Origin of the sequence: Rhodococcus sp. JS3073 (assembly GCF_026810085.1) — a bacterium.
In the GTDB taxonomy this organism is placed as follows: Bacteria; Actinomycetota; Actinomycetes; order Mycobacteriales; family Mycobacteriaceae; genus Rhodococcus_F; species Rhodococcus_F wratislaviensis.
Window position 1 is genome coordinate 4,746,923 of the sequence record NZ_CP113951.1, and the last position, 26,610, is coordinate 4,773,532.

Annotated in this window: 21 protein-coding genes and 1 pseudogene; 14 read left to right on the forward strand and 8 right to left on the reverse strand. The window is 67.3% G+C overall.

Annotated features, from left to right (window positions below; genetic code table 11):
• The first annotated feature begins 41 nt into the window (after window positions 1-41).
• The 9 genes from OYT95_RS21520 (at window position 42) to OYT95_RS21560 (ending at window position 9,849) form a co-directional block, all read left to right on the forward strand.
• Entirely contained in the window at window positions 42-1,127 is a 1,086-nt protein-coding gene (locus tag OYT95_RS21520) for an NAD(P)H-dependent flavin oxidoreductase (RefSeq protein ID WP_043824753.1), read from the forward strand.
• Window position 1,128: 1 nt separating this feature from the next.
• The gene (locus OYT95_RS21525) at window positions 1,129-2,289 is read left to right on the forward strand and encodes a CaiB/BaiF CoA transferase family protein (RefSeq protein ID WP_268788983.1); all 1,161 of its coding nucleotides are present in this window, start codon (window positions 1,129-1,131) and stop codon (window positions 2,287-2,289) included.
• 26 nt (window positions 2,290-2,315) lie between these two features.
• Window positions 2,316-3,686 (forward strand): MFS transporter, encoded by a 1,371-nt coding sequence (locus OYT95_RS21530; protein WP_442972518.1) that lies wholly within the window; start codon window positions 2,316-2,318, stop codon window positions 3,684-3,686.
• A 105-nt stretch (window positions 3,687-3,791) separates the two neighbouring features.
• Window positions 3,792-4,262 (forward strand): MaoC family dehydratase, encoded by a 471-nt coding sequence (locus OYT95_RS21535; protein ID WP_268788985.1) that lies wholly within the window; start codon window positions 3,792-3,794, stop codon window positions 4,260-4,262.
• Window positions 4,263-4,291: 29 nt separating this feature from the next.
• Window positions 4,292-6,256, forward strand: a complete 1,965-nt coding sequence (locus tag OYT95_RS21540) for an AMP-binding protein (RefSeq protein ID WP_268788986.1) — start codon at window positions 4,292-4,294, stop codon at window positions 6,254-6,256.
• Window positions 6,253-7,044, forward strand: a complete 792-nt coding sequence (locus OYT95_RS21545; RefSeq protein WP_268788987.1) for an enoyl-CoA hydratase/isomerase family protein — start codon at window positions 6,253-6,255, stop codon at window positions 7,042-7,044. Before OYT95_RS21540 ends, OYT95_RS21545 begins: the two co-directional genes overlap by 4 nt.
• Window positions 7,041-8,201 (forward strand): CaiB/BaiF CoA transferase family protein, encoded by a 1,161-nt coding sequence (locus tag OYT95_RS21550; protein ID WP_268788988.1) that lies wholly within the window; start codon window positions 7,041-7,043, stop codon window positions 8,199-8,201. The genes OYT95_RS21545 and OYT95_RS21550 overlap by 4 nt, the downstream gene beginning before the upstream one ends.
• The gene (locus OYT95_RS21555) at window positions 8,198-9,094 is read left to right on the forward strand and encodes an HpcH/HpaI aldolase/citrate lyase family protein (protein ID WP_268788989.1); all 897 of its coding nucleotides are present in this window, start codon (window positions 8,198-8,200) and stop codon (window positions 9,092-9,094) included. Before OYT95_RS21550 ends, OYT95_RS21555 begins: the two co-directional genes overlap by 4 nt.
• A 38-nt stretch (window positions 9,095-9,132) precedes the next feature.
• Complete coding sequence (locus OYT95_RS21560; protein ID WP_268788990.1) at window positions 9,133-9,849, forward strand: GntR family transcriptional regulator; 717 nt, start codon at window positions 9,133-9,135, stop codon at window positions 9,847-9,849.
• Here the strand turns inward: OYT95_RS21560 and OYT95_RS21565 are convergent.
• The 5 genes from OYT95_RS21565 to OYT95_RS21585 all read right to left on the reverse strand — a co-directional run bounded on the left by OYT95_RS21565 (window position 9,831) and on the right by OYT95_RS21585 (window position 16,359).
• Window positions 9,831-10,976 carry an FUSC family protein gene (locus OYT95_RS21565; protein ID WP_037242766.1) on the reverse strand — a complete coding sequence of 382 codons (1,146 nt, stop codon included), beginning with the start codon at window positions 10,974-10,976 and terminating at the stop codon, window positions 9,831-9,833. The genes OYT95_RS21560 and OYT95_RS21565 overlap by 19 nt on opposite strands.
• Window positions 10,977-11,158: 182 nt before the next feature.
• Window positions 11,159-12,808, reverse strand: a complete 1,650-nt coding sequence (locus OYT95_RS21570; protein WP_268788991.1) for a dipeptide ABC transporter ATP-binding protein — start codon at window positions 12,806-12,808, stop codon at window positions 11,159-11,161.
• A 14-nt stretch (window positions 12,809-12,822) separates the two neighbouring features.
• Entirely contained in the window at window positions 12,823-13,755 is a 933-nt protein-coding gene (locus OYT95_RS21575; RefSeq protein ID WP_268788992.1) for an ABC transporter permease, read from the reverse strand.
• Window positions 13,752-14,711 (reverse strand): ABC transporter permease, encoded by a 960-nt coding sequence (locus OYT95_RS21580; protein ID WP_268788993.1) that lies wholly within the window; start codon window positions 14,709-14,711, stop codon window positions 13,752-13,754. The genes OYT95_RS21575 and OYT95_RS21580 overlap by 4 nt, the downstream gene beginning before the upstream one ends.
• A 43-nt stretch (window positions 14,712-14,754) precedes the next feature.
• On the reverse strand, window positions 14,755-16,359 hold the full coding sequence (locus OYT95_RS21585; protein WP_268788994.1) for an ABC transporter substrate-binding protein: 1,605 nt from the start codon (window positions 16,357-16,359) through the stop codon (window positions 14,755-14,757).
• A gap of 346 nt (window positions 16,360-16,705) precedes the next feature.
• On the opposite strand from OYT95_RS21585, the gene OYT95_RS21590 reads away from it, so the two are divergent.
• Window positions 16,706-19,078, forward strand: a complete 2,373-nt coding sequence (locus OYT95_RS21590; protein WP_268788995.1) for an arylsulfatase — start codon at window positions 16,706-16,708, stop codon at window positions 19,076-19,078.
• A gap of 51 nt (window positions 19,079-19,129) precedes the next feature.
• On the opposite strand, the gene OYT95_RS21595 is transcribed toward OYT95_RS21590, so the two are convergent.
• The gene (locus OYT95_RS21595; protein WP_268788996.1) at window positions 19,130-20,212 is read right to left on the reverse strand and encodes a M48 family metallopeptidase; all 1,083 of its coding nucleotides are present in this window, start codon (window positions 20,210-20,212) and stop codon (window positions 19,130-19,132) included.
• A gap of 327 nt (window positions 20,213-20,539) precedes the next feature.
• Between OYT95_RS21595 and OYT95_RS21600 the strand changes: the two genes are divergently transcribed.
• The 4 genes and pseudogenes from OYT95_RS21600 (at window position 20,540) to OYT95_RS21615 (ending at window position 25,164) form a co-directional block, all read left to right on the forward strand.
• A complete protein-coding gene (locus OYT95_RS21600) occupies window positions 20,540-22,879 on the forward strand; it encodes a transketolase-like TK C-terminal-containing protein (RefSeq protein WP_268788997.1) in 2,340 nt (779 codons plus the stop codon).
• Window positions 22,880-23,059: 180 nt separating this feature from the next.
• Window positions 23,060-23,974: a 5-dehydro-4-deoxyglucarate dehydratase gene (gene kdgD / locus OYT95_RS21605; protein WP_268788998.1), complete on the forward strand. Its 915-nt coding sequence runs from the start codon at window positions 23,060-23,062 to the stop codon at window positions 23,972-23,974.
• Between the two features lie 35 nt (window positions 23,975-24,009).
• Complete coding sequence (locus tag OYT95_RS21610) at window positions 24,010-24,423, forward strand: heme-binding protein (RefSeq protein WP_268788999.1); 414 nt, start codon at window positions 24,010-24,012, stop codon at window positions 24,421-24,423.
• A gap of 29 nt (window positions 24,424-24,452) precedes the next feature.
• Window positions 24,453-25,164, forward strand: a pseudogene (locus OYT95_RS21615) (HpcH/HpaI aldolase/citrate lyase family protein).
• Between the two features lie 29 nt (window positions 25,165-25,193).
• On the opposite strand, the gene OYT95_RS21620 reads toward OYT95_RS21615, so the two are convergent.
• Window positions 25,194-25,895, reverse strand: coding sequence for an MspA family porin (locus OYT95_RS21620; RefSeq protein ID WP_268789000.1), 702 nt, complete (start codon window positions 25,893-25,895; stop codon window positions 25,194-25,196).
• A 65-nt stretch (window positions 25,896-25,960) separates the two neighbouring features.
• Window positions 25,961-26,581: an MspA family porin gene (locus tag OYT95_RS21625; RefSeq protein WP_268789001.1), complete on the reverse strand. Its 621-nt coding sequence runs from the start codon at window positions 26,579-26,581 to the stop codon at window positions 25,961-25,963.
• Window positions 26,582-26,610: the final 29 nt, after the last annotated feature.

Consider the following 26,610-nt stretch of genomic DNA (forward strand, 5'->3'; position numbering starts at 1 on the left):
CCGACCCACGGTCGCGACGAAGAACGAACGAAAGGAACACCATGTCACCCATTTTGAGGACGCCGCTCTGTGACCTGCTGGGCATCGATGTGCCGATCATGCAGGCCGGGATGGGGAACGTCGCCTATGGGCGTATCGCAGCGGCCGTATCGAATGCCGGCGGTCTGGGATCGATCGGCGGAATCGACATCACGCCAGCGGAACTCGACGAGGAAATCAAGTTGTTCCGCACCCTCAGTGATCGGCCGTTGTGCGTCGATCTCGGCTTTCCCGCGAACGCGCCCAAGGGCCTGGACGACGTACAGATCCCGGAGCTGCCCGGCCCGCTCCAGACACTGAAGAAGGAACTGGGGGAGAACGGGATCGAGGTCGTGCCGACGACCGACCAGGCGATCAGCCTCGCCGACAACAAGAAGAAGCTCGAGCTGTCCCTCGATCACGGTGTCGAGATCATCGCCTGCGCGCTTGGCACTCCCACCTGGGTAGTCGAGGCCTGCCACGCCAAGGGCGCGAAGGTGATGAGCATCGTCGGTCAGGCCAAGCACGCACGCAGCGCCATCCGCAGCGGCACCGACCTCATCATCGTGCAGGGCACCGAGGGCGGCGGTCACACCGGCGATGTCGGCCTGATCACCCTGCTGGCTGAAGTGCTCGAGTTCTCCACAGTGCCCGTCGTGGCGGCCGGTGGGCTGGTGAAGGGCGCGCAGATCGCCGCGTGCCTGACCCTCGGAGCACAGGGAGTGTGGGTCGGTACCCGGTTCCTCGCCACCAAGGAATCCGGATCGGAAGACGAGTTCAAGGAGGCCGTAGTCGAGGCCGGATACGACTCGACGCTGCGCTCGCTGCTGTTCGACGGGCTGCACGTGCGGATGCTGCGCAACCGCTTCACCGAGGTGTGGGAGGGCCACGAGAACGAGCTGTCCCCCTACCCGGTCCAGCGGGTGCTGACGATGCCCTTCAAGTACGCCGCCATGCGCGCTCACCTGAAGTCCCACATGAGCCTGCCGTCGGGAGCAGGCGCCGGAATGATCAACGACCTACCCGGAGCCGCCGAGGTGCTCGACCGGCTCGTCGAGGAGACCGTCGATGCACTGCGCGTCGTCGGCAAGACCGTGGAGTACAACTGACATGGGACCGCTGAACGGGATAAAGGTCGTCGAGATCGGATCAATCGGCCCCGGCCCCTGGTGCGCGATGATGCTGAGCGACATGGGCGCGGAGGTCCTGCGCATCGACCGTGCCGACCACGTCGGTGCGCAGCCCGACGGTGCGCGTGCGATCGACTTCGTCAACCGGCGCGGGCGGCGCTCGGTTGCCGTCGACCTGAAGAACCCCGACGGTGCCGAAGTCGTCCTTCGTTTGGTCGAACAGGCCGACGCCCTGATCGAGGGCAGCCGGCCCGGGGTCGCCGAACGCCTCGGCATCGGCCCCGAGGAGTGCCTGGCCCGGAATCCGCGCCTGGTGTACGGGCGGATGACCGGGTGGGGTCAGGAGGGCCCGCTGGCCCAGGTACCCGGACACGACATCAACTACCTCGCTCTGAGCGGAATGCTGCACGCCATCGGCCCGGAGGGCCGTCCGGTCCCGCCGCTCAACCTCGTCGGCGACTTCGGTGGCGGTGGGATGCTGCTGGCGTTCGGGATCGTCGCGGGCGTGCTCGAGGCCTCCCGCTCGGGAAAGGGTCAGGTCGTCGACGCGGCCATGGTCGACGGCGCCTCGCTGCTGGGGTCGATGTTCCACGGGCTGCGGCAGATCGATGCGTGGCACGACCGCCGCGAGTCCAACCGGCTCGACGGGGGCGCGCCGTTCTACGGCACCTACGAGACCTCGGACGGCCTGTGGGTGGCGGTGGCCGGAAACGAGCCGAAGTTCTACGCGGTGCTGGTCGAAGCCCTCGGCCTGTCCCTGGACGAACTGCCGGATCAGATGGATCAGAGCGGTTGGGCGGACACCCGCAAGCGGTTCGCCGAGATTTTCCGGACCCGGACCCGCCAGGAATGGGTGACGAGGCTGCAGGCGCTGGAGACTTGTTTCTCCCCGGTCCTGACCCTCGACGAGGCGCTCGAACACGAGCACGCCGTCGCTCGCTCGGCATTCGTCCCGCTCGACGGCGTGCTGCAGGCGGCGCCGGCGCCGCGCTTCGGGCGCACCCCGGGACAGGTCACCCTCCCGGCAGCGCGGCCCGGGGAGCACACCGACGAGGCCCTGCGCGACTGGGGATTCGACGCGAACGAGATCGCGGAACTGGTAACCACGCACGCGATCAAGCAGTCGCAAGGTACGCAATGACTCAGCATCCGAAAGGAATCGAATCGATGTCGCAGCCAGGAGACGTTCCCGGACAGGCAATACCGCCAACACCCATGAAGAAAATCGGCGCGGCCGTCGTGATCGGCACCGCGCTGGAGTGGTTCGACTTCTTCCTCTATTCGTCCATGGCAGCGCTGGTTTTCGGGCAGGTGTTCTTCCCGTCGAGCAACTCCGCCGGAAGCACCTTGGCTGCATTCGCCACGTTCGCCGTCGGGTTCTTGGCCCGTCCGCTCGGTGGGGTCGTCTTCGGCATCATGGGCGACAAGATCGGTCGCAAGACTGTGCTCTCGCTCAGCCTCTTGATCATGGGAGGAGCCTCGGGTCTGATCGGGCTGTTGCCCTCCTACGCAACGATCGGAGTCGCCGCACCGGTTCTCTTGGTGATTCTTCGGGTGATTCAAGGATTCGGTGCGGGCGCCGAGTTCGGGAGCGCCATCGCCGTGTCTTACGAGCATGCCGGTGCGAAGACCCGGGGCCGCTACACCTCGCTTCCTGCGCTCGGTGTCCAGATCGGACTGCTGGCCGCCTCATTGTCGGTTACCGCAGTCACCAGCTTCGGCGACGAGTTCCTGTACAGCTGGGGCTGGCGAATCCCTTTCATTGCCAGCTTCGTGCTCGTCGGAGTCGGTTATTGGATACGCCGTAACATGCCGGAGACCCCGGAATTCGAGCGTGTTGCAGCAGCTCGACCCCAACGTAGGAGCCGCAAAATCTTCGGTGATCTACTGCGATCCGATTGGCGTGGGCTGTTGGTTGTTGCGGCAGTGTATGCGGGCTACGCGGCGATTTCCTACACGTTCAAGACGTTCTCGCTCTCCTACCTCAGTGAGTTCCAGGATGTGCCTGCGAACGTGGGGTCGTTCGGCGTCGCATTGGCCAGCGCGGTGGCAATTGCCGTGGTGCCCCTGGTGGGCAGGCTGTGTGACCGGGTCGATATCCGGCGGATCATGCTGTTCGCTGCTGTCAGCGTTCTGTTGATTGCATTCCCGATGTTCTGGGTGCTCGATACCGGGAAGCCGGTATTCGTCTGGGCTATCTTGATTCTCGGCACCGGCATCCTGGCCCCGATCATGATCGTGGCGTCGAGTCCTTTCATGGCACAGCAATTCCCCACCGACGTGCGAGCCTCGGGTCTCGGGGCCGGACGCGAGGTCAGTGGTGCCATCGCGGGCGGTCTCGCCCCACTGGCGGCCTTGACGATCGTCACCCTCTCCCCCGGACACGCCACCTGGGGTGTCTCCCTCCTCCTGATGGGATGTGCGCTCCTCGTCGTTGTCGGTGTCCTGTTCGACCAGAAGAACCGCGTGCTGCTGCGAAGCAGTGGTACGAACTCGAGCCCTGAGACCTCCACCGAAACGGCCAGTGAACGGGTTTGACCCCATGGTCGTGAAAACACTGTTACCGCAACACGTAGTGCGCAACTCGCGCACTACGTACTGACACCGGCAGCAGCGATGCTGCCGAAATTGAAAGGACTTCCCATGCCCGGTCTGTACTTTGAAGAGCTCGAGCCGGGTTTGGTCATCGACCACCCGACCCGCCGCACCGTGACTGAGACGGACAACGTCTTGTTCAGCACGATGACGTTGAACCTGGCGCCGCTGCATCTGGACGCGGAATACAGCAGGGGCTCGATCTACGGGCAGCGTCTGGTCAACAGCCTGTTCATCCTCGGCCTGGTGTCGGGTATCTCGGTGCCAGAGACCACGCAGGGCACCACGTTGGGCAACCTCGGCTACGAGGACGTCAAGTTCCCCAAGCCGGTGTTCCACGGCGACACCATCCGGGTGCGCACCGAGATCCTCGAGAAGCGGGAGTCCAAGAGCCGTAACGATTCCGGCATTGTTCAGTTCCGTCATTACGGCATCAACCAGCGTGACGAGGTGGTGTGCGAGTGCCGCCGGGCCGGGCTGATGCTCAAGCGCACGGCGGCCGAACCGGTCCACGCCTGACCGGTCGCACACGTCGAGGAGAGAACGCCATGACCACAAGTCAAGAGGACACCGACCGGCGGTACGCCTGGATTCCGAGCGAGAGGGTAGTCGACCGCAGCCGGTTGCTGTCGGCAATGCGGCGCTGGGGACACGAGAGCATCGACGAGCTGAACCGGTCGGCGGTTGCCGACCCGGAACGGTTCTGGCGCAATGTCGTCGACGATCTGCAGATCACCTTCGACGCGCCGTTCGAGAAGGTCCGTGACGAGTCCGACGGTAAACCGTTCCCGCGGTGGTTCACCGGCGGGCACCTCAATGTCGCGAACCTGTGCGCGCACCGGCACGCTGTCGGCCAACTCATGGACAAGACGGCGGTGGTTTACGAGGGGGACAGCGGGCAACGGCGGACGTTGACCTACGCCGAACTGGATCGGGAGGTGCGCCGGTTCGCGGCGAACCTGACCCGACTCGGCGTCACGCGCGGGGATCGGGTGGTGCTGTTCGTCCCCGTGGTCCCGGAGGCGGTGATCGCGTTTCTGGCGATCGCGATGATCGGAGCCATCTCGGTCCCCACCTTTTCCGGGTACGCGCCGGACGCGCTGGCCACCCGGCTGCAGGACTCCGAGGCGGTCATGTTGATCACCGCGGACGGCACGACCCGTCGCGGCAAGCCGGTGCCGATGAAGGAGACCGCGGATCAGGCGCTCGAATCGGCGCCGTCGGTCCGCACCGTCGTCGTCCTCCGCCACCTCGGTACCAATGTCGCAATGGCCGAGGGTCGCGATGTCTATTTCGACGATCTGGACCCGAATCCGGCACCGGTGGAGACGGCGGCGACCGAGGCGAACGACCCGCTCACCATCGTCTACACGTCCGGTACGACGGGTCGCCCGAAGGGGATTGTGCACTCGCACAGCGGTTTCGGGGTGAAGGCCGCAGTGGACTTCGCCTACGGGTTCGATGTCCATGCCGACGACGTGGTTTCCTGGATCACCGACCTCGGGTGGTTGGTGGGCCCGCTGCTGATGACCGGGCCTTTGCAGCTCGGTGCCACCATCGTGATGGTCGAGGGTCTGCCCACCTACCCGGCCGCGGACCGGATGTGGGAGATCGTCGAACGCAACGGGGTCACCGTTCAGGGCATCGCCCCGACCGCGGCCCGCGCGTTGATGGCAGGCGGCGACAGAGCGGTGCGCGAGATGCCCACGCTGCGCTCGTTCGTTTCCACAGGGGAAGCGTGGGACGAGCCCACGTGGTGGTGGCTGTTCCAGGAGGTCGGGCGGACGCGCCGGCCGATCATCAATTACAGCGGCGGAACCGAGGTCGGCGGCGGCATCGTCATCGGGTACCCGTTCCTGCCCACGGCCGCCGCCGCGTTCAACGGGGCGCTGCCGGGCGTCGATGCGGTCGTCCTCGGGGAGGACGGTGCGCCCCTAGTCGGCGAGGTGGGGGAGCTCGCCGTCCGGAACACGTTCCCGGGCATGACCCACGCGTTCTGGCAGGACCGTGACCGGTACCTCGAAACGTATTGGAAGCGGTGGGACGACGTGTGGGTGCATGGTGACCTCGCCAGCGTCGACACGGCCGGGGTGTGGCGGATCCATGGCCGGTCCGATGACACGATCAAACTGTCGGGTCGTCGGGTAGGTCCGGCGGAGATCGAGGCGGCGCTGCTGCGGGATCCGCGGATCGTGGAGGTCGCGGTGATCGGGGTACCGGACGAGCTGCGTGGTCAGTGTGCCGTCGCGTTCGCCGTGGTGCGCGAGGGTGGTGTCGATCCCGACGATCTGCAGGCTACGGCGCTGCGGAACGCCGGTAAGTCCTTTGCGCCGACCGTCCTAACGGTCGCGACGCTGCCGAAGACGAAGAACGGCAAGATCATGCGCCGCGCCATCCGGGCGCGGTTCCTCGGGGACCCGGTGGGGGACATGTCGTCACTCGACCCGGCGACACCGCTCGAAGACATCCCGTTGCACAACATAAGCGAGAAGAGTGTCGAGGTAGTGCAGTGAAGACGTATGACGAGTTCCCGACGTTGGCGATCGATCGTCCGTCGGATGGGTTGTTGCGGATCGTGCTCGACGGGCCGGATCTGCATGCGGTCGGTGCGGACATGCACCGCGAGCTGGCGGATGTGTGGGCGGCGATCGCCCGGGACGAGTCGGTGCGGGCGGTGCTGATCCGCGGCGCCGGCGACCGCGCCTTCTCCGCCGGCGGCAGCTTCGACCTCATCGACGCGATGGTCAAGGACTGGGACACCCGCACCCGTGTGATGCACGAGGCCCGCGATCTGGTCCGCAACATCATCGAATGCCCGGTACCGATCGTCTCCGCGATCAACGGGCCCGCCGTCGGGGCCGGACTGGTCGCCGCCCTGCTGGCGGATGTGTCGGTGGCCGGTCGGCGGGCGAAGATCGTCGACGGGCACGTGCGGATCGGGGTGGCCGCCGGCGATCACGCCGCGATCTGCTGGCCGCTGCTGTGCGGGATGGCCAAGGCGAAGTATCACCTGCTCACCAACGAGGTCCTCACCGGCGAGGAGGCCGAACGGATCGGGATGGTCTCGGTGTGTGTGGACGACGACGCCGTGCAGGACCGCGCCCTGGGCATTGCCGAGAACCTGGCACGCGGGTCACGCAGCGCGTTGCGGTTCACCAAGCACGCCCTGAACAACTGGTACCGGCAGGCGATGCCGCTCTTCGACGCCTCCCTGGGCTTCGAGTTCTACGGCTTCGGGGGCCCGGACGTGACCGAGGGTGTTGCCTCGCACCGTGACAAGCGTGAGCCGAGGTTCGCATGAGCGGGCCGTTGGAGGGGGTGACCGTGCTGGGCCTCGAGCAGGCCATCGCCGCACCGCTGTGCACCCGGCACCTCGCCGACCTGGGTGCCCGGGTGATCAAGGTCGAGCAACCCGGGGTCGGGGACTCGACCCGGCACTACGACCGGGCGGTGCGCGGGTTGGCCGCGCACTTCGTGTGGCTCAACCACGGCAAACAGTCCGTTGCACTGGACCTGAAGGACCCGGCCGATCACGATCTCCTCGGTGATCTGCTGACCCGGGCGGATGTGATCGTCAGCAACCTCGCCCCCGGTGCGCTCGGCCGGCTCGGTCTCGGGGTGGACGAGCTGGCCCGGCGGTACCCACGGTTGATCATCGTCGACATTTCCGGGTACGGGCGCGGCGGACCGCTCGATCACAAACGAGCCTACGACCTGCTCATCCAGGCCGAGGCCGGGTCCTGCACCATCACCGGCCTGCCCGGGCAACCGGCCAAACCGGGGATTCCGATCGCCGACATCGGCACCGCACTGTATGCGTACTCGGCCATCCTGGCCGCGTTGTACGAGCGGGAGCGGACCGGGCGCGGCGCGGTCATCCCGATCGCGATGCTCGACGTGGTCGCCGAGATGATGGGTTTCGCCCTCAACCAGGTGATCCACGGCGGTGCCGAACCCGAGCCGGTCGGCATGGGCTCGCCGATGGTCGCACCCTACGGGGCCTATCCGACCGCCGACGGCCTGACCGCGGTGCTCGGCACCACCAGCGACCGGGAATGGCGGCGCCTGGCAGCCGACCTTCTGGGCCGCCCGGACCTCGCCGACGACCCGCGGTACGCCCGCAACGACGACCGTGTCCGGGAGCGCACCGCACTCGACGCGATCGTCGCCGCCTGGTGCGCGCAGCGCACCCTGGCCGAGATCCAGCAGTCCGCCGATGCGGCCGGGATCGGCAACGCCCGACTCAACGGGATCCGCGGCCTCGCCGAGCACCCGCAACTGGCCGCCCGCGGCCGCTGGCGCAACGTCGACACCCCGGCCGGCCCGGTCCCTGCCCTGGTGCCGCCCGCCCTCGCACAGGGGTGGACCACGACAGCGGGCCGGGTCCCGGCGTTGGGCGCCGACACCGACGCCATCCGAATGGAATTACTACACAAGAAACTGGAGAAGACACCATGAGACCGCTTCGTTCGTTGTTGTTCGTCCCCGGGCATCGGGAGGGGTGGGCCGAGAAGGCCATTGCCGCCGGTGCCGACGGCCTGATCCTCGACCTCGAGGACTCTGTACCCGAGCACCTGAAGGACCAGGGACGCGCAGTGACCGCCCGGACCATCGCGCAACTACGGGACGCCGGGGCGGATGTCGGACTGTACGTGCGGCTGAACGCACTGGACACCGGGATCACTGGCGACGACATCGCCGCTGTCGCCGTCCCCGGACTCGACGGCTTCGTGCTGCCGAAAACCTATGGGCCCCACGACATCGTCCGGTTCGACGCCCTGGTCACCCATTTCGAACGGGCCAACGGCGTCGACGCCGGCAAACTCGAGTTCATCTGCTGCCTCGAGACTGCGGAGGCGTATGCGAACTGCGAGAAGATCGCCGTCGCCTCGCCTCGGGTGGCGACCCTGTTCGCAGGGACCGCCCGCGACGCCGACGTCTCCAGATCCGTCGGGTTCCAGTTCACCCCAACCGGGGAGGAGACCCTGTATCTGCGCAGCCGGGCCCTGCTCGCCGCCCGCGCCAACGGTCTCGAATTCCCGCTGGTCGGGGTGTGGCAGGACCTCACCGACCACGACGGGGCACGGAACTTCTCCGAACGCAACCGCGAACTCGGCTTCCGCGGCCAGGTATTGATCCATCCCTCGCACATCGCACTCGCCAACGAGGTGTTCAGCCCGTCCGACGCCGAAATCGCGTTCTACTCGGGCATGATCGAGGCCTTCGAGGAAGTCGAAGCCCAAGGGCTGGCCGCCGTCCGGTACGAAGACATGCACGTCGACTACGCCCACATCAAAACCGCCCGTGAGATCCTCGCCTACGCAAGCAGTCTGAGCCGGGCTGCCCACTGATCAAGGCCCATCCGACACTGGAAAGATGTCCACCGACGATGCTCGATCAACCAGCCTCCGCGCTCCAGCAACTGCCCGACGAAGTGGCCTCCTATGTACGGAAGATGATTCTTGCCGGGAAGGCGCGACCAGGAGAGTTCGTACGCATCGAACGGATCGCGGAGGCTGTCGGAGTAAGCACTACTCCCGTCCGCGAGGGACTTCTGAAACTGTGCGGTGAGGGGTTCGTAAAGACGATCCCTCGCCGCGGCTATGTCGTTGCTCCATTCACCAAACAGGATGTGCGCGACCTCGTCTGGGCCCATGCGCTGCTGGCCGGTGAACTCGCCTCGCGAGCCGCCGAGAACATCGGCCCTACCGACCTCGACGAGCTCACGACCATTCTCCGAGACCACCAGAAGGCGATCGCCCACGGTGACGCCGACGATGTCGCCGCACTCGGGCACGCCTTCCATCGCAAAGTCAACGCCGCCGCCGGCTCTCCTCGGCTTGTCCGTCTCCTGGATTCGGTCACTGCGAACCTGCCGAACCTCCACGACGCCCAAATCTCGACCCCACAGGAGGCGCGCCTGCTTGCCGCTCTGCGCAAGCGCGCCGCCAGGTCGGCCAAGACGCTCGTGGAAACACACATCCTGGCCGGAGCCGATCACATGATCGCGGAACTCGATCGACGTGGTTTGTGGAGCGACATCTCGGACGCGGTCAGTCCCTGTACGAGACGGGCACCCCCGCCGGGCTACGCGGCGCCCGCGTAGTGGGCGGGACGGGGCAGCATCGGCCTGCAGACGGCGCGGGGGATGCCGCACACTTCGAAGAAGTCGATGACGATCGATCGGACCTGCGCGGAGACGACCGCCGCGGAGAATCCCGCCGAGATCTCCTGCTGCGGCAGTGAGCGCGCGAATCGTTCGAGTTCGTCGCTGATCTGGATTTCGTTGGGCTTCTTCGCGGGAGTCGCGAGAATCATCAGCCGCATCCGGTCGGCGAGGTGCGCCAGATCGGAGACGGCGTCCGCCAGCTGCGGGTCCACTCGCTCGCCGTCGTACGTGGCGATCAGGGCCCGCCGCACCAGAACCCGGGTGTTGCGTGCGGCGTTGTCGATCGGGTCGGCGATCGATGCGAGCCGGCCGATGCGGCGTCGTCCCCGCCAGTGGATCGGGGAGATGCGGGCCACCTCGGAGCCGGAGCGGAGTTCGACGCGCATGCTGTCGATGGTCGACTGCGTCGAACGGGCGAGTGCAAGTGCATCCTCCAGTGCGGACACATCACCGGCGGCCAGGCCCTTCGACGTCTGCCGGAGGGCTGCGGCGACGCTGTCCAGCACGGCGGCGGCGCACCGTCGCGTCCGTCGCACGGGGTCGGTGGGCAACACGGACAGCGCCACCAGGCTGAGCGCGCCCCCGATCAAGGCGTCCACGACCCGGTCGAACGGGTGCGCGGCGGTGGCGGATGCCATGGCCGCGACCAGCGCCGCCGACGAACCCGCCTGCAGGACGATCACCGAACCACCGTCGAGGAGCACCGCACACGACATCGCCACCGCCACCACGAGGCAGATCTGCCACGGTCCGTTGCCGATGTACCGCACGACGACGTCCGAGACGATCGTTCCGATGGTGACACCCGCGATCAGCTCGCCGGCCCGGCGACTGCGGGCACCCCGCGCGACGCTCAGGCACACCACCGCCGCCAGCGGGGCCAGCAGCGGCTGCTCGTGTCCGGCCACCTCGACCGACACCCACCACGCCGCCCCCGCGGTGACCGCCGTCTGTGCGATCGGCACCAGGTACCCCGCGAAGCGAAGCAGCGAAGCACGCACCGACGGTAGAGCAGTGGAGCCGACCCTTCGGAGAAAGCCGAGTATCGAGATGAGCTGGAGCACAGTGGTACAGCTTTCTGGACGGTCACACGTGGGCAGGAGCACATTCACCAGCGCCTGCCGCTGCCGGCGACCGCCGGTGGACAAGCCTTCGCAAAGCTTGTCCTGGATTTCTTACGCCCGTGTAAATGTCGCCGCTTTCATAGCGCAGATCACGTTCTGCGCCTGCTTTTCGGCGATGCAGGTCACAACGTTGCCGTCGCTTGTCGCCGGGCACGCTGCGCCACGGGGTCCGGTATGGGCAGAGCGGCCACGAGCCGCCGGGTGTAGTCGTGCTGAGGGCGGGTCAGCACTCGCGTGGCGGGCCCGGTCTCGACCAGCTGTCCGGCCCGCAGCACGGCGACGGTGGTGGACACCCGCTCGACCACGGCGAGGTCGTGGCTGATGAACACGGCCGCGAAACCGAGCTCCCGCTGGAGGGTGGCGAACAGTTCGAGCACGTCGGACTGCACGGAGACGTCCAGGGCGCTGGTCGGTTCGTCGGCGATCAGCAGGGTGGGCTCGAGCACGAGGGCCCGGGCCAACGCGACCCGTTGGCGCTGCCCGCCGGACAGCTCGGACGGGAGCCGCGTGGCGAAGGACGCCGGCAGCCTTACCGCATCCAGCAGGTCGACTACCTTCTTGCGCCGTTCGGCGCGGGTGCCGATGCGGTGGATGTCGAGGGGCTCGGCGATGCTCTCCTCGAGCGTGAAGCGGGGATCGAGTGAGGCGGCGGGATCCTGCGGCACGAACGCCAGCCGACGACGCAGTGCTCGTAGCGCGGATCCGCGGGTGGCGGCGACATCTCGGCCGTCCACGCGGATCGTCCCGGTCGCCGGTGCAATCAATCCGGCGATCGTGCGACCCAAAGTGGTTTTTCCCGAACCGGATTCACCGACCACGCCGAGCACTTCACCCGCGGCAAGCTCGAGCGAGACGCTGTCGAGCGCGCGGAACGCGGCCTGACCGCGCCGGCCCGGGTAGACGACCGACACGGTGTCGACGTGCAGGACCGGGGTGGTCGGGTCGGCGACCTCGGCGACCGGTTCTGCAACGTCGGTCGGCTGCGGCAGCCGCAGGACCGAGTCCAGCAGGTGGAGGGTGTACCCGTGCTCGGGTCGAGCGAAGATCTCGGTGACCTCACCGCGTTCGACGACCTCGCCGAGTTGGAGTACCACCACGCTGTCGGCGATATCGGCGACGACACCCAGGTTGTGGGTGATCAGCAGGATGCCGGCATTCGTGCGGTCCCGCAGCCGGCGGAGCAGCGCGAGGATCTCGGCTTGCACCGTGACGTCGAGCGCCGTGGTGGGCTCGTCGGCCAGGAGCAGGACAGGGTCGTTGGCCAGTGCCAGGGCGATGACGACACGCTGCTTCTGGCCGCCGGAGAGTTGGTGCGGGAAGTAGTCGACGCGCTTGTCCGGTTCCGGGATCTCCACCAGGGTCAGCAGTTCGATCGCACGATCGCGCAATTGCTTCCGGCCCGAGTGGCCGTGGGCACGCAGGGCCTCACCGATCAGCCAGCCGACCGTGCGCACAGGATTGAGCGCCGTCTGCGGCTCCTGGAAGACCATCGCGACCCGTCCGCCGCGGATGGCCTCGAGTTCGCGTTCGGATGCACCGAGCACCTCGACGCCGTCGACCTTCACGGAGCCGGTCGCGATTGCGGTGTGCGGGAGCAGTCCCATCGCGGCGCGGGCAGTGATCGACTTGCCGGATCCGGATTCGCCGACGAGCGCGACGATCTCGCCCCGGTTCACGCGGAGACCGATGCTCCGGACAGCCGGGCGCGGATGGCTGAACGCCACCTGCAAGTCCGTCACCTCGAGGGCGGGAGTGGTGGATGCTGCGGTCACGAGGGTGGTCCTTTCTACAGGCGCCGGGCGTGCGCGAACGCCTGGGAGATCAGCAGGAAGCCGAGGGTCAGCAGGGAGACGACCACCAGGGGGCCGACCGCGAACAGCGGGTTGGTCTCGAGATGGCGGTTCCCGTCGCTGAGGATGGAGCCGAGCGACGGAGTCGGTGGCACCACACCGATGCCGAGGAAGCTCATCGCGCCTTCGATGAACACGGCGACCGACATCGACAGTGCCAGTTGAACTCCGAGTGGCTCGATCGAATTCGGCAGAACATGCTTGCGGAGAACCCAGCCGGTGCTCGCACCCGAGACCACGGCGGCCTCGACGTAGGGAAGTTCGCGCACCCTCAATACAGACGTACGTATGAGCCTGCCGAACACGGGTATCTCGGCGAGGACGATCACCAGCACGATCGCGCGGACTCCGGGCCCGAGCACGGCGGTCAGAGCGATCGCCAGAACGAGTGCCGGGAACGCGAGGATCACGTCGAATACGCGCTGCGCGACGACGTCGGTGTAACCCCGGATGGCGGCCACCAGACCGATCAGTGATCCGAGTATCGCGCCGGCGGGCACCGCGACGAACACGATCACCAGGTCGGCGCGGATCCCGAACAACACCCGGGACAGCACGTCGCGGTTCACGTCGTCGGTGCCCAGCCAGTGTGTGGAACTCGGGCCGAGGAGGAACGACGCGTCCAACTGCTCGTCCGGCGCGAACGGAGCCAGCACCGGGGCGAGCGCCCCGAGCAGCACGACGATCCCGACGAGCACCGCGCCGGCCAGACCTCGGCCATGCGTCAGGCTGCGCCACAACGGTTCCGTGCTGCGGCGTGGATCCCGATCCGCCGGGGTCTCCGGGACGAGGCCGGGCCGGAGGTCCGCCGGGCCGCTGGGGAGCGATGCTTCCGGGGCTGTCAGATCACGATCGACCAGCTCACTCATGCCGGTCCTCCCAATCGGATACGGGGATCCAGCCAGGCGTGCGCGACGTCGGTGAGCAGCTGCAGCACCACGAACACCGCCACGGAGAGGACCAGCAACACCTGCACGAGCGGATAGTCACGGCTGTTGATCGCCTCCTCGGTGAGTAGCCCCAGTCCGGGCCAGACAAAGATCGATTCCACGAGCACGGCCCCGCCGAGCAGCCCGCCCACCGTCAGTCCGAGAACGGTCAACACCGACGGCAGCGCGTTCGGCAGCGCGTGCGCCAGCACGATGCGGCGACGGCCGACGCCGATCGACTGTGCCGTCACGACATACGGTTGCCGCAGTTCGGTGTGCAAGGCCTCCACCAGGAATCGGGTCAGGGCGGCGCCCGCCGGGATCGCCAGGGTGATCGCCGGGAGGATCAGATACTGCGCGGCGATGTCGGGCCGGGTCAGGAACCCGTCCGGTGGGGTCCCGCCGGACGGCAGGATCGGCCACAGGATCCCGAACACGAGCACGAGCAGCGTTCCGGTGATGAAGATGGGCAGTGCCGCCGCGATCGAGTTATTCACCGTCACAACGGCATCGAGCACCCGATTGCGGAAGATCACCGAAGCGGTGCTGACGACGAGCGCGAACACCACCGCGATCAGCAGGGCGGACGCTGCCAGCACGACCGTGTTCTGGGCACCGTAGGCGATCAGGTCACCGATCGACCCTCCGACGATGTAGGACTTGCCGAGGTCGAAGCGGAACAGCGAGCCGAGCCAGGACAGGTACTGCGCCACCAGCGGCCGGTCGAGACCGAGATCGGCACGCACGGCCGCCAACTGTTCCGGTGAGGCGTCCGCCCCGGCGAGCGTCTCCTCCGGGCTGCCGGGAACCAGGCGGAGGATCGCGAAGATGAGGAGTGAGGCGAGGAAGAGTACGAGGACGGCCGACGGGAGCCGCCTGGCCAGATAGGTCACCATGATGTCGAGTCCTGTGTCGGTGGGTGTGCGGGCGGTCGTCGGATCAGGTGCGCAGCAGGTACGTGGAGTCGAAGCGGGGATCGTTGGTGCGGGACCAGTCGAACCCGCCGAGATCGGTGGACACCACGACCTCGGTCTGCACCACCCCGATCTCCACCAGGAACAGCGACTCCAGCAGGTCGGCGTTCAGCGCGCGGTAGGCGTCGATCGCCGCGGGGGACGTGGGGTCCTGCTGTTGCCAGGCCGACACCGCATGCGCCTGATACTCCGGGTCGAGGAAGTTGGAGGCGTTCTTCACCGCGTTGAACGGGAAGGCGGCCACGGCCAGGGTGGACGGGGTCATCTGCCCGAAACCGTGCTGGGTCACCCACAGCCCCGGGAACTGGCCGGCCACCAGCAGGCTGGTCATCTGGGCTGCGTCGGTGGGGATCAGGTCGACGTCGATGCCCACGTCGCGAAGGTTCGCCTGGATGATCTCCGCGATGATCCGGGAGGTGCGGTCGGCGGGGTAGTTCAGCGGGATGGTCGGGACGTCACCGATCTGGGCGACGAGTGCGCGGGCCCGTTCCACGTCCCGGCCGTAGGTGTTCGCGGTCTGTTCGTCGTAGGCGGGCGAGGTCCGCGGCCACGGCAGGCTGGAGGCGTAACCCTTGCCCCGGTACACGTCGGCGAGGATGCGGTCCCGGTCGATCGCGTACGCGATCGCCTGCCGGACCCGGACGTCGGTCAGTGGCGGTGCGGAGACGTTGATCCCGATGTACTGATCGGACTCCGCCCCCTCGAGCACGTGGGAGCGGAATCCGCCACGGGACACGGCGAGTTCGGCATCGAGGGAGGGCAGATCGTAGGCGGCGTCGATCTGGCCGGTCCGCAATTTGGTCACCAGCGCCTGATCGTCGGAGACGACGGTGAACGTCACTCCGTCCAGGTGGGGCGGCTCGCCCCAGTAGTCGGCGTTGCGGGCCAGCGACAGCGCGACCTTCGGCTGCCAGGAGACGAAGGTGAACGGACCGGTGCCGTTGAACACCCGCCCCTCCTTCAGCCCGTCGACGGTGTCGCCGTCCAGGATGGGCGCGACCGCCAGGAGGTCGAAGATGTTCCCGGTCGGCTGCGACAAGGTGAGCACGATGCGGTGAGGGTCGCTGGTGTCGAATGCGGCGATCGTCGCCGCGGTGCGCCGGAACTGCGCGTTCCAACTGGGATCGGTGTAGGTCCGCAACGTGAATTCGACGTCCCTCGACGTGAATTCCTTGCCGTTGTGGAAGCGGACATCGTCGCGCAGCGCCAACTCCAGTCGACGTCCGTCGTCCGACAGCTGCCACGACGTGGCCAGCCGCGGCTCGGGCTCGAGGCTGCCGTGCGGGTACTGGACCAGAGTGTCGAAGACGTTGGCCGAGACCCCACCGTTGGTCGGGTTGTTTCCCAGCGACAGGAACGTCGCGGGGATCAGGTCGGCACCGACCCCGATCCGCGCCATCCCGCCCGTGGGCACGTTCTCTCCCGGTTGGAGCACCGATTCCGTACCCGACCGCTGCAGGACGACCGCCGAGGTGCACCCGGTGGCCAGCACCACGAGGGCGGCGACAACCGCCGACACGAGAAGGCCCCGGCGCCGGTGCGCGGTCGACGTGCGGAAACGAGAAGACATTGCTGTGTCCTAAGAGTCACCCGAAGGGAAGTGGGAAGGGCAGGGGATACGCGGGACCCGTGAACACCCCGGAACGAGTTGTCCGGACGACGAGAGGCGTGAGGGGACGTTCAGCTACGGCAGCGACACCGCATGGAGACGCGGTCGCAGCTGGTCGGGGTGCCCATGGGATCGAAGCTAGCACCGGCTCGGATGCCCGACCAAGTTCGCACAGTGGTTGAAATCTGCATGATTCTAACTACTCGACGGGCTCGTGGGCGACCGTAGTATTTCCCGGATTGCACGGGGAAATATTTCTCCGATTCTCTGGGGAAACATGCCTCGGATAGTGAAAGGGATTGTGATTGTGACGGATTCGACAGCGAACGGGAACGGGCAGGGTTCCGGCGAACAGCAGATCCCTCCGGGCGCGCGAGGGTACGACGGATTCGGCGGACACATCGGGCGGACGAGTGCGGAGTCGACGCCGTGGTGGAAGCCGGAGACGAAAGCCCCCGCCGGCGCGCCGAACATCGTGGTCATCCTCATCGACGACATGGGCTACTCGGACATCGGGCCGTTCGGCTCCGAGATCGACACCCCCAACCTGAACCGGCTCGCCGACAGCGGCTACCGGCTGTCGAACTATCACACCACCTCGGTCTGCTCACCGGCCCGCGCGGCGCTGCTCACCGGCCTGAACCCGCACCGCGCCGGCTACGGCAGCGTCGCCAACTTCGACCCCGGCTTCCCCGGGCTGCGGATGGAACTCGCCGACGACGCACTCAGCCTCGCCGAGATTCTGCGCGCGAACGGCTATGCCACGCACGCGGTGGGCAAATGGCATCTCGCGCGCGATACCAACCTCGCGCCGGGTCGCACCCGCGATTCCTGGCCCCTGCAGCGTGGATTCGACAGCTACTACGGCTCGCTCGAAGGGTTGAATTCGTTCTACTACCCGAACGAGCTGATCTCCGACAACTCCGTGGTCGACGTCGAGGAGTATCCGTCGGACTACTACGTCACCGACGACATCACGGACAAGGCCGTCGCCCGCATCAAGAGCCTGCGCGCCCATGACGCCGACAAGCCGTTCTTCCTCTACTTCTCGCACATCGCGATGCACGGACCGCACCAGGCCAAGCCCGAAGACCTCGCCAAGTACCGCGGCCGCTACACCGAGGGCTGGGACGCAGTGCGGCGCAGCCGCTTCGACGCGCAGCTCGAGGCGGGGTTCTTTCCGCCCGGAACCCAGATGGCCGAACGCAACACCGAACCCGGCTACGACGCCCCGCCGTGGGACGAGCTCACCGAAGAGGAGCAGCTGCGGTTCGCCCGGTACCAGGAGGTCTACGCCGCGATGGTCGACAGCATCGACCAGAGCGTGGGCCGGGTGCTCGACACCCTCGACGAACTCGGCGAGACCGACAACACGATCATCGTGTTCACGTCCGACAACGGGGGCACCGCCGAGGGTGGCGCGGCGGGAACGCGTTCGTACTTCAGCCAATTCGTGCACGGACCGGTCCCGTCGGACTGGGTGCGCGACGTTCCGCACGACGAGGAACTGATCGGCTCGGAGAAGATCGGCGTCCACTACCCGCGCGGCTGGGGGCAGGCGTCGAACACCCCGTTCCGGTTCTACAAGGGGCAGACGTTCGCCGGTGGTGTCCGGGTGCCGTTCCTGCTGTCCTGGCCGGCCGGACTCGGGCGCGCCGACGGCGACACCGGACTGCGCAAGCACTACTCGTACGTCACCGACATCACCCCGACGCTCCTGGATCTCGCCGGACTCGAGACTCCGAGCCACCGGAACGGGCTTCCCGCCCAGGAGCGTGACGGTGTCAGCATCGCCGACGTCCTGCGGGACGCCGCGCAACCCACCCCCCACACGGAGCAGTACGCCGAGTTCGGCGGTCACCGCGGGTTCTACCGGGACGGCTGGAAACTGCTGTCGCTGCACACGGATCCGACTCGGGTCGACGATCCGCAGTGGCAGCTGTTCGACGTCGAATCCGACCCCGCCGAAACCACGGACGTCGCGCATCTCTTTCCCGAGAAGGTGCGGGAACTCGCCGAGGCCTGGGATCAGGCGGCGTGGCACAACACTGTGTTCCCGATCCTCAACGACCGCAAGGCCGTGCAGCGGCGGCCCGACGAGCGCCGACTCGCGGAGCCGGTGAAGATCCTCGCGGGCACGCCGACGCTGGAACGCTATCGGTCCAGTGTGCTGATCCAGTACCGCGACTTCACCATCGACGTCGCCACCCACGCGATCGCCGCAGGCGACGAAGGGGTGCTCGTCGCCCACGGTGACCCTCACGGCGGATACGTGCTCTACGTCGAGGACGGCCGGATCGTGTTCGCGGTCAACAGCTACGGCCGCGTCGCGCACACCTCCGCGCCCCTCGGTGCGGATGTGGTGGGTGTGCAGGTCCGGGCGGAGGCCACCGAATCCGTCCGGTGGAACTTCACCATCGCCCTCACCGACTCGGCCGGGGTCACCACCGACGTGGCCACCCTCGACGACCAGTTCCAGCTGGTCGGCATGGCGCCGTGGACCGGGATCTCGGTGGGAGTCGACGCCCGCGGACCCGTCGTGTGGGATCTGCGGGAACGCCGCGGAACCTTCCGATTCACCGGCAGGCTGCGGTCGGTCACCTACACCCCCGGCCCGGTGCGGGTGCCCGAACCCGTCATCCAGGAGGTCGAGGAACTGGCCGAGGCGATGGCCGACTGACCGGAGAGGTCGGGCGCGCGAAACCGCGCCCGGCCTCTGGTCGATTCCGGGCTAGCTGTCGTCGTCCGAATCCTTCTTGCCGTCGGAATTCCTGCGCCAGTGGGTGAACCGCTCCTTGATGTCCGCCGCGACGTCGCCGACGCCGTTTCCGACGGCGTCCACGGTCGTGCCCAGTCCGCTGCCGATCTCACGGAGCATGCGGATCAACGGGTCGTTCGAGGTATCGAAATTCTGTTTGTACGATTTCGCGGCCTTGCGGAATTCTTCGCTGATCTTGGCGTCGTCGTCCTCGCTGCGGCGCGGGTATTCCCCGCGCAGGATCGCTGCGTAGGCGCCGCTGTCCACCCACTTCTTCAGCTCGGCGGCGCGCAGCACCGAGAACGGGTGGGAGAGCAGTTCGATGTTGAGGAGCTTGAGGACTCCGTCGCGCAGGTCGCCGCTGGCGTCGTACTCGGCGGCCTGCGCCAGGAAGGCGTCGGTGTCGATCTCGCTGACCCGGGAACCGCCTGCCAGCTTCAGCTGCACACGGAGGGCGGTGTGAACGTCCTGCCCGCACAGCAATCCGGCACGGTCGCCGGACAGTTCCGATTTGCGCTGCCATTCCATGAGCGCGGCGATGATCGCCCGCAGCGCCCACCCGCCGATCGGAATCCAGCCGATGGTCCCGGCCAAGCGCATCAGATGCATGAGGATCGTGCGATACACCGCATGCCCGGACAGCGCGTGCCCGAGTTCGTGGCCGATGATGAAGCGCTGCTCCTCGTAATTCATCACGTCGAGCAGCCCGGTGGTGACCACGATGAACGGCCGGTCCACGCCGATGGTGAAGGCATTCACGACCGGGGTCTGCAGCACGAACAACTCAGGTGTCTCGTCGGCGCCCAGGATGCGCACGCAGTCGCTGCGGAGGTCGTGGAGATCGCTGAACTGCCGTTCGTCGACGCGCACCGAGGTGGCGAGGTACATCAGCCGGTGCTGGCGCTCCTGCAGCAGACCCGAGATGGTCCGGAAGACGGTGTCGAATCCCTTCAAGGTGCGCAGGGTGACGAGCGCCGCCCGATCCGCCGGGTGCTCCCACGCACGCGAGCTGATCTCCGGAAACGCCGTGCGAACACGGTCTGGTGTGGTGGTCAAGCTCTCCCCCTGGGTCAGTGTGCGTGGCCTCCAGGTCAGGGTAGCGCCGGAGGGTAGCGGCGGCGGTCGTGCTGGGCATTTTGCCAACCCCCGACCACGGCGGCTGCTCCGAGCATGCGCAATATGCTCAAACCTGACGCTCGGTAGTGCTCAAAGTGCGTTCCGATGTTCGACTGTTGTGAGAGATCTGCACACGAGACCTCGAAGATGCGGTGAGGTCGGTTCCCAACAGGTCCGCCTGCCCGTCACCGCCGATCCGCCTCGCTCACGAACTGGGCCGAGGAGGATCGGATTCGGTGCCAGGAACTCACAGGCAAGGACGAAACGATGAACGACGCCCGCACGATCGACGACCACACGGCGCAGCTCACCCCGCGCGCGGCCACCCCGGAAGCGCTCGTGGAGATCGAGCAGCGCGTGCTCTGGCTGGCGACGTCGATGATCCACCACGCCAACCGGGTTCGCCCGAACCCGTCGGGGTTGAAGGTGGGTGGTCATCAGGCGTCGTGCGCGTCGATGGTGTCGATCATGACGTCGCTGTGGTTCGAGCAACTCCGCCCGGGCGACCGGGTGTCGGTCAAACCGCACGCCTCTCCGGTGCTGCACGGCATCAACTACTTGCTCGGGGAGCTGGACGAGAAGTATCTGACGACGTTGCGGGAGTTCGGTGGCCTGCAGTCGTACCCCAGCAGGTCGAAAGATCCCGATCCGGTGGACTATTCGACCGGGTCGGTGGGGATCGGTGCGACGGCCCCGATCTGGGGTGCCATCGCCCGCCGCTACGTGAATACCCAGATCGGTTCGGCGGGCACGGGTCGGCAGTATTCGCTGGTCGGTGACGCCGAGCTGGACGAGGGTGCGGTGTGGGAGGCGATCCTCGACACCTCCGTCGCCGAACTCGGTGAGATCGTGTGGATCGTGGACCTGAACCGGCAGTCCCTGGACCGGGTGGTGCCGAACATCGCCGCCGGCCGGCTCGAGGCCATGTTTGCTGCCGCCGGGTGGCAGGTGCTGACCGTGAAGTTCGGGACCCTGCTCGAGTCGCTGTTCACCCGGACCGGTGGGCCGGCGCTGCGGACCCGGATCCTGGACATGCCCAACCCCGAATACCAGCGGCTGCTGCGCTGCGACGCCGCGCAGGTGCGGGACCGGTTGCCCGGCGACGGCCCCGACGCCGCGGGCATCGCGTCGCTGATCGCCGACCTCGACGACGACACCCTCCTCAAAGCGATCCGCAACCTCGGTGGCCACGACCTCGACGCCCTGCGCGCCGCCTACGGGCAGATCGACGACACCCGCCCGACGGTGATCATCGCCTACACCATCAAGGGCCGCGGTCTGCCGACGCAGGGGCATCCGCAGAATCATTCGTCGCTGCTGACGGTGCAGCAGTACGAGCAGCTGGCCGCGGAGTTGGGCATGGACCCGGCGCACCCGTGGGCCCGGTTCGAGGCCGACGGCGCGGCGGGCCGGGTGTGTGCGGCGACCGCGGACAGGTTGCGGCGGGAGAAGGTCGAATTCGGCACCCCGCCCGCGGTGCCGGCCGACATCGGCCGCACCCCGTCGGGGACGTCCACCACCCAGGCCGCACTGGGCCGGGCACTGCTCGACCTGTCCCGCCAGGCCCCCGAGGCGGCGAAACGCGTCGTCACCGTCAGCCCCGACGTGTCCTCCACCACCAACCTGGCCGGGTGGCTGAACAAGGTGGGGGTGTGGTCGCCGAACGAGCGGCGCAACTGGTTCGACGACGACGCGGAGACGATCATGCACTGGCGGGAAAAGCCCACCGGGCAGCACATGGAACTGGGCATCGCCGAAACCAACCTGGTCGGGTTGATGGGTGAGCTCGGTGCCACCTGGAGTCGGTGGGGGCAGCCGCTGTTCCCGATCGGGGTGATGTACGACCCGTTCGTCGAACGCGCCCTCGAACCCTGGTCCTACGGCATCTACGCGGGTGGGCAGTCGATCCTGGTCGGCACCCCGTCCGGGGTGACCCTGGCCGCGGAGGGTGGGGCGCATCAGTCGATCAAGACCCCGTCGATCGGCCTCGAGCAGCCCGGGTGCGTCAGCTACGAACCCGCGTTCGCGATCGACGTCGAGTGGACGCTGCTCGACAGCATCTCCCGGCTGGGCCGCCCGGACGGCTCCTCGTCGTACCTGCGGCTGTCGACCCGCCCGGTCGATCAAACCCTCGCCGCGGTCCCCACCGACCCCGCGGCCCGGGAACGTCGCCGCCGTCAGGTGGTCGCCGGCGCGTACATCCTCCGCCGCACCGACGATCCGGCGGTCACGCTGGTCGGCATGGGTGCGGTGATCACCGAAACCCTCACCGCCGCGGACCGGTTGGCCGAGCAGGGCATCGCCGCGGATGTGGTGTGTGTGACCAGTCCCGGGTTGTTGTTCGAGGCGGTGCAGGCCCGCCGCGGCCTCGCCGACGGCCCGTCCTGGATCCTGGACCAGGTATTCCCCGCCGGCCGGGCCACACCGATGGTGACCGTCCTGGACGGGCACCCGCACACCCTCGCGTTCCTGACCGGCATCAACCACGTCCCCGGGGCCGCGCTCGGTGTCAGCCGGTTCGGGCAGGTCGGTTCCCTCGACGACGTCTACCGCTACCACGGCATCGACACCGATGCCGTCGTCCGCACCGCCCTCGACCTCTCCTGAACGAACGGGACGCTCGTTGCGTCAGATCGAACGAGCGTCCCGTTCGTCCAGGGAGCGCAATACCTTTTGGGCATCAATAGATCCAGAACTAGTGTTGGACTTGAATGGTTGTCGCTCCTAGCCTTGTGGACACAGCGCGCACCGACAGTGACGCGATTGCGAACGAGGAGAACGAAACCCATGGCCACTGCGTCCCCCCACGAGATCGCCCACAAGCTCGGCTCCGGTCTGTTGTCATTCCCGGTCACCCATTTCAAGAATGACCACTCGTTCGACGAGGCCGCGTACCGCGGGAACATCGGCTGGCTCGGGCAGTTCGACGCCTCGGGGTTGTTCGCCGCAGGTGGCACGGGCGAGTTCTTCTCGCTCACCCCGCCGGAGGTGGAGCAGGTGGTCCGGGCAGCGGTGCAGGAGGCACCCGACGGTCTTCCGGTGATCGCGCCCGCCGGGTACGGCACGGCCACCGCCGTGCAGATGGCCCGGTCGGCGGAGAGCGTCGGCGCGCACGGCATCCTGCTGCTGCCCCCGTATCTCACGGAGGCGAGCCAGGACGGCCTCGTCGCCCACGTCAAAGAGGTCTGTGCCGCAACCACTCTCGGTGTGACGATCTACAGTCGCGCCAACGCCGTCTACACCGAGGCCGCCGTCGCGGAGCTCGCGGACAGCTGCCCGAACCTGGTCGGTTTCAAGGACGGTGTCGGCAACATCGAGCAGATGACGCGCATCTACGCGAGTCTCGGCAACCGGCTGACCTACGTCGGCGGACTGCCCACCGCCGAAATGTTCGCACTGCCGTATCTCGCGCTGGGCGTCACCACCTACTCCTCGGCCATCTACAACTTCGTGCCGAAGTTCGCGATCGACTTCTACAATGCGCTCCGCAGCGGAGACAACGCGTTCGTCATCAACGCGCTCAACGAGTTCGTGATCCCGTACTGCAACCTGCGTAACAAGAAGCAGGGGTACGCGGTCAGCATCATCAAGGCCGGCATGAAGGTGATCGACCGACCTGCCGGCCCCGTCCGCGCGCCGTTGACCGACCTCGACGCCGTCGAACTGGCCGAGCTCGCCGACCTGATCAAGAAGGTGAGCTGAGCCGCATCGTCCGCGATCTATCACCGGAGAACGCCATGGCACTCACCGCATCACGTGCGCAACTCGCCCTCGATCTCGCTCGGCGCCATGCCGCGACATTCGACGCCGCTGTCGCCGTCAGCGTGGTCGACGACGCCGGAAATCTGATGTGCTGCTCCCGGACCGACGGTGCCGCCGCGGAACTGCTCGAATCCGCGACCCGTACTGCGCTCGGCGCCGCCCGGCGAATGTCGGGCACGCCTGACGGGCGCGGGGTAGAGCCGGCGCCCGGCGTGACGGTCGACTGCGGCGTGGTCCCCGCCTGGACACCCCACCCGGCCGACAAACCCGGTGCGGTCGGCATACTCGCGGTCGCGACCTCCGTCAGTGGTGCCGGGCCACGCATCGTCGAGACCGTCATCGACGAGATCCACCGGTTCGACGAGCGACACCGCCACAACATTTCGTGACACCGGTCCCGGCAGCGACCGTTGCCCCGCTGGAAAGGTCAACTGTGACTATCTCGACGCCCGCGATCCCCTACGGACTTGCCCGGTCATGGCTCCTCGCACCGGCGGTGGACCACGAACGGCTTCGCGCAGCACACAACTCGGACGCCGACGTGGTCATCATCGATATCGAAGACGGCGTGCCGGAGCGGAACAAGGAGCAGGCCCGCCTCATGACCAGACGCTGGCTCGAGGACGACAACGGATGGGTTCGCATCAACGACGCCACGACTACGCACTGGAACGAGGACGTCAGCGCGTTGCAACCGGTCCATCGCCGCGGAGCGGTCCGTCGTCCGGCTCGCCTTCGGGACCGGTGACTTCCGTCGTGACACCGGAATGTCCGACACTCCTACTGCCCTGGCTTTCCCTCGATCCCAGCTGGTGATCGCGAGCCGAGTCGCGGGGATCGCGGCACCGATCGACGGGCCCACCCTCGGCGAAAACAGCGCCGACGTCATTGCCGGCGTTGGCGCTGCGACAGAGATGGGTATGACCGGAAAGCTCTGTCTCGCAGAGAGTCACGCGGCGACGATCAATGCCGCATTGAGCCCGGGCCGGGACGAGATCAGCTGGGCACTCGCCATCATCGAACGTCTGGGCTCCGACGGCCGGAACATCGGCGACGGCAGTGATCTGCCCAGGCTCGCCCGCGCGCAGCGGATCGTAGAGCGCAGCCGCGCGTTCGACGCCGTGCGGTAACGCAGTGGGCTCCTCCGTGTGCCCGGCGGTCAGCCGAGGCTGAACGGCTGTCCCCACAGGGTCACGGCGCCGTCGACCGAGTCGGTCGAGACCGAAACGGTCGCATAGGAGCGTGCCTGCGCGTAGCCGGCGCAACCGGAGACGCCGAACGTCTCGTCGGAGTAGGTGAAGCCACCACTGTTGCCTTCGAAATCGAAGTCGCTGGTGTGCGCCTCGGCGCCATAACTGTCCGTGTACTCGACATCGAGGATCGGCACGTTGGTGGCCTGGCCGGGTCCGATCGTGATGCCGCTGCCGGCACCACCCTCGGCCGGAATCGCGGCAGCAGCGCCGCCGGTGGCCGCACCGATGAGGTCGGACGGCGTCAGACTGGCACCTGCTTCACCGTTGACGGAGCCACCGAAGTTGAGCTGGCACGCCACGATGTACCCGGCGTCGATGTTGCCACCCTCCGCGGTCCCGCCGTCGATGGAGACGTCGATCGAGCCCGATGCCCACACGTTGCGGTGCAGCGGGGTCGAACCCATCGACGGGCTGATGTTCGCGGTGTTGCCGGTCTGGCGCACGGTCACCACGGTGCCGTCGAGCAGCGTCTGCGTGACGGTGCCGTCCTGCAACGGAACGAAGGTGTCGGCGTTGGCCGCACCGGTGGAGAAGAGGCCGATCGCGACGGTGGCCGCGGCGACCACGCCGGCAGCCTTGGCGCCGTGGCGCAGGGTCTTGCTGTTCATTGTTCCCCTCTAGGGTGAAAGTCGCTGACGCGAGAAGTCGTGAAGTGGGATCTGCTTACGAGCAATCAGCCGATGCTGAACGGCTGCCCGTAGAGGGTCGACTTGACGTAGTGGTTCCCCGGAATCTCGAGGACCGTGTACGCGCGGGCCTGCGCGTAGCCGCCGCAACCCTGGACCTCGATCTGCTGGTCGCGGTACTGAATCGCGGACACACCCGGCTTCAGGTCCGTCTTGGACTTCACCTTCGCGAACTTCACCTCACCGGCGCTGATCGGAATCGACAGCGAACCACCCAGGCCGAGCGAGTCGAGACCGAGATCGGCACTCAGACCACCCTCGAGGCCGGTGATGTCGGCCTGGCAACCCACGATGTAACCGGTGGTCAGCGTTGCGCCTTCCTCCGGGATCTCGCCGCCGAGCTCGGCGAACACGTCACCCGACACCCATGCTGTGCGGCCCGCACCATTGGCGGCGAGCGACGGAGAAACCAGAGCGCTCTCCGCGTTGCGGGCGATCTTGGCCGTGACGCTTCCCGCGTTGACGACCTTTTCGCCACCCGGCAGCGGCACGAAGGTGTCGGCGTTGGCCGCACCCGTGGACATCAGGCCGAGGACTACAACCGCGGCGGCACCAAGGCCGGCAACGCGGGCCCCACGGCGCAGCACTGACTTACGGATTGTGCTCATTCATTCCCTCATTCGTGATTGTGACAGCG